Genomic DNA, 12,765 nt, shown 5'->3' with positions numbered 1-12,765 from the left:
TAAGAACAAAAGTATTTTTTATCACATTTACGCTTTGCTTCCTAATATGTATCAACCTGATACAAGCGCAGGACTATGAAAATACAGTAATTACTGACCCTAGTATCTCGAGAAGGTGCGAAGAGTTGCTAAATAAACGTAACCAGAAAGTCGCCCACAAACAAAAATTAATGGAACTCATTACGAGAAACAGAAATCTCTTAAAATACGTTCCAAAAGAAAAGAAAACTGTAAAAGTTAAACTCATTGATAATTACGGTAAATTAAAAAATGAATTACGGCTCTCCCTCATCAAAATCACACACCTCGAAGAAAGTATCGTTCGTACTGGATGCCCAGGCTTAACACTCTAAATAAACATTAAAAACTTCTCTTTTCAGGCCCTGTTTTTTTTCGTATGATTTTTAAACACACACTATAAAAGAGACATTTAAAATGAACGGATTCATTAAAAAATCATCAGTAGTGATAATTGCTTTAACGGCGTTAAATACCTATGCACAACCTACTCCTAAACAATTAAGTTCTGAAGGCTATGTTCAATCATTGGATGAATCGACTCAGAGTCGACTCAACTCAAAAGCACTTCATCTTAATGATGTAATTGAGCAAGGCCTAAGAAAGAACTACGATCAACAAATAAGAAAGTACAACTCAGAAATACTTGATCTAAAATGGGACGATACCTGGGAAGACTTCTGGATACCTAAAGTAAATATTAGTCTAATTAGTGCTGAGCACAGACTGGGAACACTAAAAAGTGGAAGCAACAATGCGACACCTAGAGAAACAAGACCTAATGGAGCTCTAGCTCTTAATATTGGAGACTATACTCTTTTTAACTGGGGAAAAGACTACCTTCCCTACCTAAGTACAAAAGCTGATATTAAAAGATCCAAAGAGAAAATTACTGAGGCCAGTCGTGAGTTGAAGCATGATTTAATTGTTTCGTACTTTAAGCTTTATTTCTATAAAGAAAAAGAAAGAATCAAAAGAGACCAACTTCGTCATGCCTCATTTATTTATAGATTAAATAGAGAAAAGATATCATTAAAAAAAGTTTCAAAACAAGACTACTACCTTGCAAGGTCAGAATATCTTAGGGCCCAAAATGAATATCATGAAGCTAAGAATGAAGTTCAACTACAAAATGAAGTCATTGCAAATATCATTAACGATGACGTAGGGACAAAGTATGTTTTACAAGACAGCCTAAAGTACGAGCTCCTAACGACACCTCTTGAAGAGATTATAAGACTAGCAACTTTAAATAATCCAGATACATTGGACGCACTGACAGATGTTGAAAATGCTAAAAGAAGTTATGAACTAGCTCTAAAAAATAACTTACCTTTACCTAAGATTAGTATGAAGCTAGGAGCATATGACTACCGCTTCAGCCCTGATACAAATAGAACTACTTACTCAACAGGCCCAGGAAACTCTAATATTGATATTGTTGCATCTATCAATGCAACTTGGTCTTTAACAGGAACTGGCGGACTCTTAAACGGTAGAACAACAAGAAGTTCTCTACTCTCAAAACATGTAGCATTTGCAAAAAAAGCACAAGCTATAAGAGACTCAAAAGGACTTCTAAAATCACAATACTTCACAGTCAAACATCTACAGAACCAAGTTAATATTCTAGATGCAAGAATTCCAACTCTTCAAAAATCATTTGATACTATTCTAGAAAACTACATGAATAAAAAAGCTCGTTATATAGACTTTAAAAATACTCTTATTGAGTTAACAGATGCTCAAATCCTATTAGAGCAAAGTAAATTTTTACATTTATTTAACAAGGTCCAACTTGCAAAAACGGCCGGAGTAGAAGATTTCCCAGGTCAAAACTTTGAGAAACTTATCCAAGAATATAAGAAAGGTAAGAAATAATGAAAAAGATATCAGTACTAGTTTTATTATCTCTTCTAACTGTAAATACGACTTTTGCTCAGTCTAGCTTACCACCTACTGATGATGAATTAGAGGGTAATTTAAAGTACTTAAGATCTGGAAAATCTAAAGATGAAAAGAGTATAGATGAAGAACTAAAAATAAAGAACTATGATCTTGAATCTGGCCTTTCCCTAGATAGCTACTCAACGAGCAAAGATAGCTCTCGAGTATCTCTTCTATACAACCTCAACTCAAACCCTATGAAAGCAATGGATATTTCAGGAATAGAATTTCAATATGCTAAAAGGCTTGATTATGCATGGTGGGAGTTCTATGGAGCTCAAAGTAGTGCTATATTCTCACAAGTTGCCGACGACAACTCTCAATTCCCTACTTCAACAGCAGATGATATAGCTAACCAAACTCTAACGACTACGACTGTAGGAACAGGGCTTTCTTATAGGACAAGCTTAATTCAAACTCTTTTTGAAAGTGATAATCTATTTGAAACAATGGGTGCATTTGTTAATTACAACAATACCTCTACTGAGCTCGGAGAATCCTATAGTGGTTTTGGAATGAAGGCCGACTTAGGTATTCACTTTAGATCAAGTAATACAGTCCATTGGGGAGTTAGGTTTAACTACAATATAGCTCATGTAAAAAGATCAGCAACAACATCTACGGAAACATCAAGCCAAGGTTCACTACTATTAAATTGGACTTCTCTAGCTGGTGATATTTCCTTTTACTTTTAATTAAATCCTTATGGAGTCACCTAAATGATCTCACGTTATGAAAGAAAAGAAATCTCAAATATTTGGACAGAGAAAAACAAGTTTCAAACCTACCTAGAAGTTGAGTTAGCTATTTTAAAGTCACTTGAAGGCACAAGAGTTCCAAAAGGAACAAGTGATGCCATCAAAGAAAGTGCAAAAATAAACGTAGAGAGAATTTTAGAAATTGAGAAAGAAACAAAGCATGACATTATTGCATTTTGCTCTTCAATTACTGAAAACCTAGAACCTGAAATTGGAAAGTTCTTTCATTTTGGAGTTACATCTAGTGATATAATCGACTCATCACTCACACTACAAATAAAGCAATCCCTAGAACAGATATTACCTGAGTTTAAAAAATTACTATCATCTCTACTAAAAAGAGCTGAAGAATCTAAAGAAATACCTACAATTGGTCGCTCCCATGGAATGTTTGCAGAGCCAATGAGTTTTGGACAAAAACTACTAGGTCACTACAGTGAATTTTGTAGAAGATACCAAGAGCTAAATGATTACTATCAAAATGATTTACGAGTACAGTTCTCGGGTGCCGTAGGTAATTACACAATCTTAACTCCGGAGCTTGAAGCTATTGCAGCTAAAGAACTAGGGATTCTTCCTGAAGAACATAGTACTCAAGTCATCCCTAGAGACCGTATTGCAAAACTTATTTCTATCATTTCCCTTACGGGCTCTGCGATTGAAAGAATTGCAGTGGAGATTAGACATCTACACAGATCAGACGTTGGAGAAGTATTTGAAGGCTTTGCTAAAGGACAGAAAGGTTCTTCAACCATGCCACATAAAAAGAACCCTATTAGCGGTGAAAACTTAACTGGTATGGCCAGAATGCTACGCTCCCACTTAAGCGTTGCTCTAGACAATATTGTCCTGTGGCACGAGAGAGATATCTCTCACTCTTCAACAGAGAGAATGTATCTACCAGACTCTTTTGGAATCCTACTTTATTCACTAAAGAGATTAAATTCTACCGTAGAAAACTTAGTTATAAATGAAGAAGCAATTACAAATAGAGTATATGAGAACTGTACTTACCTCTCGAGCTACTACTTGCACCACTTGATTGAAAATACAAACTTTAAACGTGATGAACTATACACTCTTGTTCAACAAGCAAGTTTTCAAGCAAGTAAAACTCAGAGTGCAGAGATTTTTCACAAGAGCTTACAGTCCCTACTTTCAGAGAAGGGAGAGAAGCTTGAGTTGCCAATCCCAACAAGAGATGAAATAAAAAATATTTTCTTAAAATCTACGAACAAGGTTTTTGAGAGGGTAAGAAAATCCTACCCCCAGGGATAAGAGCTAGAGAAGCTCTTTTCCATAATCTTTTTCCTTTAAGTGATTCACTATATTTTTAACTTTTTGTGAGTCACTTTTTGGAAGAACAACTACAGACTTTCCATTTGCAATAACAATTAAATCTTCAACTCCAATTAGTCCTACAAACTGATCTGGAGTATAGACAACGTTACCTTTTGAATCTTCAAAGTAATGATTTTTAGCACTAACAAGTGTATTACCTTCAGTCTCTTCTACGACAGTCGATAATGCATCCCAAGAGCCTAAATCATTCCAGTCAAAGTTTGCTTTACACAAACCAATTCTATTAGACTTTTCCATAATAGCGTAATCCACAGACTCAGAAGGAAGTTTAGCGTAAACCTCAGCTTCCCTCTTCTCATCACCTATAGATTCATAAAGTTCATCATAGTAAGAGAATATTTCTGGAGAATGCTCCTTAAACTCTTCTAATAGTACTCCAATCTCAGAAACAAACATTCCAGCATTCCATAGATACTTACCAGACTCTAAATAGCTAACTGCAGTTTCAAGGTTTGGCTTTTCTTTAAAACTTACTACGTCTAAAGAATTCTCGGTTAACTCTGCACCTGTTTGGATATAACCAAACCCCGTATGTGGAAAGTGAGGAGGAATACCGATTGTAATGATTCTTTTCTTATCTGAAGCGACATTTACGGCCTCTTGAATTGTTTGTTGAAAACCATTCTTATTTAAAATAACGTGATCTGCAGGAAGAATTGCCACAACATCAGATTCCTTAGCGCCTTTCTTTAAAAGAGTAGCTAAAGATAGAAGTATACAAGGAGCAGTGTTTCGACCACTAGGCTCAAATACAACTTGTCCCTCGCCCATTTTACTTGCAGAGTCTTTCAGAACTAGTTCTTGTTGCTCTTTAACTGTAACAATATATCGCTGTTCGTGACCTACTAAACCATCTAAGCGATCTAGCGTATCAGCAAGTAAGCTTTGGTTTGTAACTAATGGTAGATACTGCTTTGGTTTTTTAGAAGTTGATTCAGGCCAAAACCTAGTACCTTGTCCACCGGCCATTACTAAACTATAAATATTTCCCATAAAAATTACCTTTGTAAGTTATGGGAATATTATAGCAATAAATTTTGAGAAATGAAATTAATCAAATTGAGAGAAGCGGTAATCTGACGTGCTAAATAATGACTTATGCTCTATCACATACTCTTTAGCTTCACTTATATTATCAAATACGCCGATACTTACTCTAAACCAAGTACCTTTGTGTTCTAAATCTTTTTCATTAATAATTGTAGTATACCCTCTGGCCTTAAAACCTTTTGCAAATACTTCTGCTTCACTCACAGAAGGAAAAGATCCAACCTGAACCGTATACTTACCACTTAGGCTGTCTTTAACAGCTGGGGCCTTATAAGGCTGAGATACTTTAGCAGGACTCTCTTCCATAGCTTCGGTATCCATAGTATTTTTAGGTTTCATATTTTCAGAAAACTCTTGTTCTACTTTTTTCTCTAAGGCCATATCAGTTTTTTCTTTTAAGGCCTTATAAGTATCTTCATCTGTACTAGTAGATTTCTCAAGTGCATCAACTTTCTCTTCATCCGGAGACAAAATTTCAACCTTTTGAATATCTTCTTGTTGGTATCCAGTTTTCTCATAAGAGTTATTCACCCCTATCTTAACTCCAAGTAAAAAGGAGGTTATGGATATGAGAATCATAAACACAAAGATTAAGAACACTTCTTTTTTAGCAAATACGTATAATTTAGTTTTATCTTCCATAGATCTATTTTAATCCGCTCTAATTTTGCATGCAATCGTAATTACCAGTAGTTATTTTTACCTACTAGTACATTTACTGTACTTGATAACTTTTAAGTTACTAAGATTAGGTCATTTATATTGGCAAGCCCTGTGCAGCCTTTAGGCATCGAAGATTAACTTGGAGATCTAATGAAAAATACAAAAAGAATTTTAAAGAATCAAAAAGGACAAGGCCTGATGGAGTACATTATTATCTCATCTTTGGTGGGAATATTTTGCCTAGTCGCAATGAAGCAATTTGGCGAGAGCGTTCAGACCAGAGTTGAGAAAATGAGAAAAGACATAGTCAAACATATCCCAGCACGATAAATCTTGGAAATTCTAAAAATCACTATTCTATTTAAAATATCATTAATTGCTTTCTATGGCTCTTGGACATTGGCCCAAGAGTCAAATTGCCAAAGCGAGAGGTACTACTTACTTTTAAAAAAGTTAACAAGTTCAATAATTCAAAATCAGCCTACTACCCTGTTTAAATGTCATAGCTTTCAAAGTGTCTTAGTTAACGATGAGACATTTGAAATAAAAGGATATGTAAAAATAAAAAAATGAAACTTAATCAATCTGGTTCAACCCAACTTTTTCTTTGCTTACTTTTACTCATGAGTCTTAGTGGACTTACAGCGATAACATTGAACAAAGTTATTATATACAAAAAGAACCGCATTAGATTAATGACTCTACTTTGTTTGCGAAAGTCACATTTCTACCAAAGCAAATTCATCAATGATATAAACTTGGCCAATAGGCTTATTCAGTTCTCATTCTATACTTCTAAAGTACCTAATCCAAAGATATCTATTCCTGCTAAAATTGCATTAAATTCACTTAAAGCTAAGCAACAAGTCGATCTCGCTATCTTCTATAAAAATATTTATAAAATAAAAGAGTGCTCAAAGATTACAAGGGCAAATATCGCATTAAACTCAATATATAAAATGAAAGGAAAGGTAATCTTTAAAAGAAATTTTGATGATACTACATCATTAGTTTCTAAGAAAAAGAAAGACTTCCTCTATTTCAGTAGTGAAAAAACAACTATAGAAACACCTCCTATTATTTTCAAATCTACATTTAACTTAGATAACCATTTTGACAGAAAGGTGAAAGTACTTACCAAGGGATATGAGATATGAATGAAGATGGTATTGCTGAGATTGAATTAGCTCTATATCTCTTTTTCCTAAGCTTAAGCATCGTTAGTTTTTGTAAAATAGATAAGCACTTAAAGACCGAAGAACAAAGGGAATTACATGACTTCAAAAGAGAATGGGATAAGTTCACCTCTAGAAATATACAAAGAGTCTACACAAAAGAAGAGTAAGTTAGAGAAAAAGAAAATAATCATTCAATTTATCATAATATTTCTCCTATCTCATATAGCTAGGACTCTTGTTCAATATGAGGAAGTTACTCCACATATAGAGCAAAAACAAATTCTTCAAGAAGGACATATACTAATGGAGCTTGAGGTCTCATCCATCATTCCTAACGATCAGTTGAAGGCCAATTTAATAAATCAACAAACACTGCAGGAAATCGAAAGTGTAAAAATAATAGAAAGAGAGATAACTCAAGATGGTCTACTGAGAGTCAAGCTTGAGGTTCCTAATAACAAATCGGCATGGATAATAAACAAACCTTCTAACTGGAAATTAATTCCTAATAGAAAAGTTATAACTAATAAAAGGGTTAACTATGAAATTCATTTCTAATCTAATTTTCTTAATTTCTTTTTCAACTTCTGCCTCTACTCCACTTATCCTAATTACTTATGAAGGTGAAGATAAGGAGTCTATGATTCAAATTGAGAGTGTAATGAACAACAAGTTTCAGGTTGGAAAAGAACTCTATAAAATTGAATATGGAAAATGCAAGAAGAGTGATTCAGTTGCAACTCATATCTGTATTGATAAAAATATGGACGTTAAAGTGATCTCTAGAAACGATGAAATTATGAATGAGATGCTTGGCGTTTACTGGAAATAAAAAAAGCCCACAATTAGCGAGCTAAATTTTATCAGAGCAGAATTTCTGCTCTTCAAATAAAGAAGCGATTACTTTTCTTGGTGGATCGCGAACTTAGGAGTTGTACCCTTGTTTCTATTCGCAGCCTTTCTTCTAGAACCAGCTTTAACTTTCTTATTTGATCTTCTAGTTTTTGTAATTCTTGTATTTGATACCATGATTACTCTCCTATATCTTAAAAACTTTAATTTCTTATTTAAATCTACACGAAGTAGAACCAATTTTTTACCCACTAAGGGCCAAGTTGTCAAAGTATTATTGGCCAACTCCTTAATTACAATAGCACCAAATGCGCTAAGTGTCTGTAATAATGTTAAAGAGGAGCCAAAATTTATTAACCTATCAATAGGAGAATACAGGAAACTTCCAACCAATGGCCTTGCAAACTATGCCACCAGCAATAAAGAGCTAGTCAGTATTAAACACTACGCAGCAAAAGCTAGCCTTATAGTCAGGGCAAAACATCAGGGTTTCAGCTCTCTAAAGGTCTGGAGCAAGGATGGCTCTGTCCTGGAGTACAATATTTTCATACATACAAAGATTCAGGCATCAAAAATTAGAATGACTAGACTTAAACTCGAAAGAATAGGCCTTAAAACAAGCATCATTGACTCCACAATCTCGGCCTGTGGAGATCTTAATAAATTAAAAGATATAAAACATCTGCACAATATCTTAAAAAATAAAGATTCTACTATTGAAATAGATAATCAAGTTAGACTTTCAAATCAACTTCAAAAAGAAATTGCTAATATGATCTACGGAAAACTACTTCAAAAGAAAATCACAACGGCCTTCTGTAAATTTGAACAAATTCCAATAAAATGTAAAATACCTAAATCCAATTTTGATTTAAAGTCTCTTACTGATTACTGGTTGAGTGAAATACCATTAGAACTTATTCAAACAGATGAGACTGACCTTCTTCCAAACTTTAAACTTAAAACTCGGCTCATTCTACTAGAGTCAGCGTCTAGTGAAGTAATGTCTCTTGGACTAGATAAAATTTCTAGTAAGTTTTATTCTTTAATAAAAAATGATTTAAATGCTTTCATAGGAAATAATCTTATATTCTTCGGGGATAAGAGTATTAAGTTATCCTCCATAGCGACTCCTGAAATCCTAACAAGAGTAAATCATAAAGGAGAAATTAGTATTGGAAGTGAAATACCTTTCACGCAAAAAACTAACGACGATTATTCTACGAATTGGAAATTTGCAGGACTAAAAATTCTGACAAAAGTTGAAAAAGAAAATGACCAATTTTTCTTAAACATTGAAACAGAGCTCTCAAGACCCGTTTCTAGTTCTAATACATCAACAATAAGTTCAAACAAAACTAAATCTCGAATTCAAATTAATATAAATGAATCTTTGAAGATCATCGATATTGGTCATCAAGGAATTCAGACTGAAGACAATTCACTCCCCTATTTATCAGAGATACCTATACTTGGAAAACTCTTCTCTTCAACATCAGAAATTGAAAGCTTTAAGAATATCAAAATATTTGTCCAACTAGAGAGAATGCCATGAATATTGCAGAAGATATTTATAAAATTAACAGAAAGTACATTATGACGTCTATCAATAGAAGTGTATATCCTGAGATTAAGAATATTTTTATAAATCTAGATCTTGAGTTTGGTGAAGATTGGCAAATACTTTTAACAAAACAAGATGTCCAAAAGTGGTTTTTATCAATTACTCAAATGAGTTATATTCAAATTGATAAAAATACAGAAGAAATAATTATTCACGACAATAATACTCTTCAAGAATTTAAGAATAATAAAAAACAAACAACTTCAACAAACCTTTCAACAGAAGACCTGAGTCTTAGTTTAAAGCTGCTGTGCTTAGAATATAAAATAGATTGGAATGTATCTAAACCATTTGTAAGTTTTAGAGCAATAATTCAAGGTAATCGAGTCAGAGTAACTCTAACCCATTCGTCGCTTTCAGAAGAACACTCTCATAAGTGCTCTATTAGAATATTAGGAACACAAGTCTACCCACTAGAGTCTTATTTCAATAATCATGCAGAGAAAGAAGTTATTAAAAAACATTTCTCCAACAAGAAAAACATTATAGTTTGCGGCTCAACAGGCTCAGGAAAGACATCTTTTCTCACATCTCTATTAAAAACGAGTGAAGATGACCAGCACGTTCTCATTATTGAAGATACTCTAGAGATCAAATCTCCTAATGACACAACGACAAGGTTTGTTGCAAATGACAAACCTAACCACTCTCTGAGCGATTATTGCTCCTATGCTTTGAGGATGAGACCAGAGAGAATAGTCCTAGGGGAAATTAGATCACATGAAGTTGTACCACTTATTCTAAATACAAACACAGGCCATAAAGGAATTTTAACAACTATTCATGCTAATAGTGCTCTTGATTGTCCTAGTAGGATATCAACTTTACTATGTCTATATTCGGGGATTTCAGGGATGAACAATGAGACAGCACTCGATTTAATCACCGCAGGTATTGATACCATTATTTTTTTAGAAAATAAAAAAGTTAAGAATGCGATCTCAATCATTGGACATGAGAGAGGAAAGGTTAACTATGAAGAGATTTTAAAACCCATGCATGAAGAACCTCTACAGCATTTCCAGTATCTTCGTTAGAAAATTTTAAAGAAATAAACTCATCAGTCTGCCTTTCAATTTCATAGCTTTTTAGACAATTGAATGGAAAATCCACATCTTCAGAGAGGAGTTTCTCACCTACAACTGTTAGAATATTATTCTCTAAAGCAATTCCTACAGGACCACTTTCTAGTGGTAGCTCATGTATGCTTGTCCCCACTTCAGAGGGAGATAGAGTTGACCTAACAAGGACTGGAAACTTCTTTCTTATTGCTGGCTCTAATGTTCTTTCAAATAAAACTTTTGCACCAAAATGGGCCAGGGACGCTGCATGCTTATAGCTTAAGTTTTCTATAAATTTTGCAGTATCGATTATTCGAGGGTCACAAGTAGCGACACCTGCAACATCTGTCCATATTGTAACTTCACTAGCATGTAACACCTCACCTAAAAGAGTAGCACTGAAATCAGAACCCTCACGGCCAAGGGTTGTCGTTTGCCCAGAGGTAGTTGATCCGATAAAGCCTTGAGTTATAACGAGGTCATTCTCAGTTAAAGATCCCCACTTCTCTATAGCACTACTAGTTTCTCCAATAAGTGGAGCTGCTAGATTCCAATGATCATTAGTGATGAGAACTTCTCTAACATCTTTTAGTATTACATTCTTAGTTGATACTCTTTGTAAGTATCTAGATAGAATTAAACTAGATAGCCTTTCTCCAAAACTATATAGAGAATCCATCTTACTAGGAGAAACCTCTCCATCGCCTTTCATTGAGCTTGAAATGGCCCTAAGCTCCGTCTCTAGTTCAAAAATAGATAACTCAATATCAAGCTCTAAATCTCTGGCAATCTCTCTATGTCGATCAAATAAAGTACTTATAAGTTTAGAAGTGAGATTCTCTTCAGAAAGCGAAGAGGACTTTGCAATAGTCTCAAGCTCATTGGTTGTATTTTTGGTTGCACTAACAACAACAACACCACAACGGTCTTGAGACAATATTATATTTGAAACTCTTTTTATGGCAGTAGCATCTTTTACGCTACTGCCACCAAACTTATATATCTTCAAAGAATTAATCTCTCGTAAGCTTCTTGTAAGTATGTCTTTTAGGATTCACTGCTGCATCACCTAGACGCTTACGCTTGTCTTCTTCATAATCAGCAAAGTTTCCTTCAAACCAGATTGACTCTCCATTACCTTCAAATGCAAGAATGTGAGTAGCAAGTCTATCTAAAAAGGCCCTATCATGGGAAATAATCACTGCACAACCAGGGAAGTCTACAAGAGCTTTCTCTAGTGCTTGAAGAGTATTTACATCTAGATCATTGGTAGGCTCATCCAGTAAAAGAACATTACCACCAGTAAGTAAAGTAGAAGCAAGGTGAACTCTGTTTCTTTCACCACCTGATAGCTCTCCAACCTTCTTCTTTTGGTCTTCACCAGAAAAGTTAAACTTAGCAATGTAAGCTCTAGCGTTTACCTCTTGCTCACCTAACTTTAAAAACTCTGTTCCACCAGAAACAGATTCATAAATAGTCTTATTAGGGTCAAGTGCACGACCTTGATCAACGTAGCTCAACTTAACAGTCTCACCAACTTTAAATGTTCCACTTGTTGGCTCTTGCTCACCAGTAATCATTCTAAATAGAGTTGTCTTACCAGCACCGTTGGCACCAATGATACCAACAACACCACCTGGAGGAAGTTGAAAGTTTAGATTTTCATAAAGAACTTTATCATCAAATGCTTTTGCCACATCGTTTGCTTCGATTACCGAGTTACCTAACCTAGGTCCCACAGGAATAAAGAGCTCATTAGTCTCATTTCTTTTTTCTTGTGAGTCTCTAAATCTATCTTCGTAACTCTTTATTCTAGCTTTTGACTTAGCTTGACGGGCCTTTGGAGAACTTCTAATCCACTCAAGCTCTTCTTTCATTGCCTTTTGCTTTTTAGATTCTGTTTTTTCTTCCTGAGCTAGTCTCTTTGATTTTTGATCTAACCAGTCAGTGTAGTTACCTTCAAATGGAATTCCTTGCCCTCTATCAAGCTCAAGGATCCAACCAGCAACATTGTCTAGGAAGTATCTATCGTGGGTAACAGCAATTACTGTCCCTTTATATTGTTGTAAATGTCTTTCCAGCCACCATACAGTCTCAGCATCAAGGTGGTTTGTTGGCTCATCCAGTAAAAGAATATCTGGCTTTTGAAGAAGTAATCTACAAAGAGCAACTCTTCTCTTTTCACCACCTGAAAGAACACCACACTTCTGGTCACTTGGAGGGCATCTTAAAGCTTCCATCGCTAGGTCTAA

Annotated in this window: 15 protein-coding genes; 10 read left to right on the top strand and 5 right to left on the bottom strand. The window is 34.6% G+C overall.

Annotated features, from left to right (window positions below; all coding sequences use genetic code 11):
- Positions 1–125 precede the first annotated feature (125 nt).
- From ABX784_RS05540 to purB, 4 genes are all read left to right on the top strand, one after another.
- Positions 126–353, top strand: coding sequence for a hypothetical protein (locus ABX784_RS05540; RefSeq protein ID WP_372653630.1), 228 nt, complete (start codon positions 126–128; stop codon positions 351–353).
- Between the two features lie 82 nt (positions 354–435).
- The gene (locus tag ABX784_RS05535) at positions 436–1,899 is read left to right on the top strand and encodes a TolC family protein (RefSeq protein ID WP_372653627.1); all 1,464 of its coding nucleotides are present in this window, start codon (positions 436–438) and stop codon (positions 1,897–1,899) included.
- Entirely contained in the window at positions 1,899–2,660 is a 762-nt protein-coding gene (locus tag ABX784_RS05530; protein ID WP_372653625.1) for a hypothetical protein, read from the top strand. The genes ABX784_RS05535 and ABX784_RS05530 overlap by 1 nt, the downstream gene beginning before the upstream one ends.
- Positions 2,661–2,684: 24 nt before the next feature.
- Positions 2,685–4,001, top strand: a complete 1,317-nt coding sequence (gene purB / locus ABX784_RS05525; protein ID WP_372653622.1) for an adenylosuccinate lyase — start codon at positions 2,685–2,687, stop codon at positions 3,999–4,001.
- 3 nt (positions 4,002–4,004) lie between these two features.
- Here purB and ABX784_RS05520 read toward each other — a convergent pair whose 3' ends face one another.
- Positions 4,005–5,078, bottom strand: coding sequence for a mannose-1-phosphate guanylyltransferase (locus ABX784_RS05520; protein WP_372653620.1), 1,074 nt, complete (start codon positions 5,076–5,078; stop codon positions 4,005–4,007).
- A gap of 57 nt (positions 5,079–5,135) precedes the next feature.
- On the bottom strand, positions 5,136–5,777 hold the full coding sequence (locus tag ABX784_RS05515) for an SPOR domain-containing protein (protein ID WP_372653618.1): 642 nt from the start codon (positions 5,775–5,777) through the stop codon (positions 5,136–5,138).
- A gap of 171 nt (positions 5,778–5,948) precedes the next feature.
- Here ABX784_RS05515 and ABX784_RS05510 point away from each other — a divergent pair, with 171 nt between their 5' ends.
- From ABX784_RS05510 to ABX784_RS05495, 4 genes are all read left to right on the top strand, one after another.
- A complete protein-coding gene (locus ABX784_RS05510; RefSeq protein WP_372653616.1) occupies positions 5,949–6,128 on the top strand; it encodes a hypothetical protein in 180 nt (59 codons plus the stop codon).
- 239 nt (positions 6,129–6,367) lie between these two features.
- Positions 6,368–6,955 carry a hypothetical protein gene (locus ABX784_RS05505; protein WP_372653614.1) on the top strand — a complete coding sequence of 196 codons (588 nt, stop codon included), beginning with the start codon at positions 6,368–6,370 and terminating at the stop codon, positions 6,953–6,955.
- 117 nt (positions 6,956–7,072) lie between these two features.
- On the top strand, positions 7,073–7,534 hold the full coding sequence (locus ABX784_RS05500) for a hypothetical protein (RefSeq protein ID WP_372653611.1): 462 nt from the start codon (positions 7,073–7,075) through the stop codon (positions 7,532–7,534).
- Entirely contained in the window at positions 7,518–7,808 is a 291-nt protein-coding gene (locus tag ABX784_RS05495; protein ID WP_372653608.1) for a hypothetical protein, read from the top strand. Before ABX784_RS05500 ends, ABX784_RS05495 begins: the two co-directional genes overlap by 17 nt.
- Before the next feature lie 68 nt (positions 7,809–7,876).
- Here ABX784_RS05495 and ABX784_RS05490 read toward each other — a convergent pair whose 3' ends face one another.
- Complete coding sequence (locus ABX784_RS05490; protein ID WP_372653605.1) at positions 7,877–8,005, bottom strand: hypothetical protein; 129 nt, start codon at positions 8,003–8,005, stop codon at positions 7,877–7,879.
- A 100-nt stretch (positions 8,006–8,105) separates the two neighbouring features.
- On the opposite strand from ABX784_RS05490, the gene ABX784_RS05485 reads away from it, so the two are divergent.
- On the top strand, positions 8,106–9,383 hold the full coding sequence (locus tag ABX784_RS05485; RefSeq protein WP_372653602.1) for a hypothetical protein: 1,278 nt from the start codon (positions 8,106–8,108) through the stop codon (positions 9,381–9,383).
- Complete coding sequence (locus ABX784_RS05480) at positions 9,380–10,489, top strand: ATPase, T2SS/T4P/T4SS family (RefSeq protein ID WP_372653598.1); 1,110 nt, start codon at positions 9,380–9,382, stop codon at positions 10,487–10,489. Before ABX784_RS05485 ends, ABX784_RS05480 begins: the two co-directional genes overlap by 4 nt.
- Here the strand turns inward: ABX784_RS05480 and ABX784_RS05475 are convergent.
- Both ABX784_RS05475 and ettA read right to left on the bottom strand, forming a co-directional pair.
- A complete protein-coding gene (locus tag ABX784_RS05475) occupies positions 10,422–11,522 on the bottom strand; it encodes an aspartate kinase (RefSeq protein ID WP_372653596.1) in 1,101 nt (366 codons plus the stop codon). The genes ABX784_RS05480 and ABX784_RS05475 overlap by 68 nt on opposite strands.
- Positions 11,523–11,526: 4 nt before the next feature.
- The coding region (gene ettA / locus ABX784_RS05470) for an energy-dependent translational throttle protein EttA (protein ID WP_372653593.1) at positions 11,527–12,765 on the bottom strand (1,239 nt) is incomplete at its 5' end.

Source organism: Halobacteriovorax sp., assembly GCF_041587335.1.
Taxonomy (GTDB): domain Bacteria; phylum Bdellovibrionota; class Bacteriovoracia; order Bacteriovoracales; family Bacteriovoracaceae; genus Halobacteriovorax.
The sequence above is the reverse complement of the archived record's forward strand: the minus strand, read 5'-3'. Positions and strand labels throughout refer to the sequence as shown.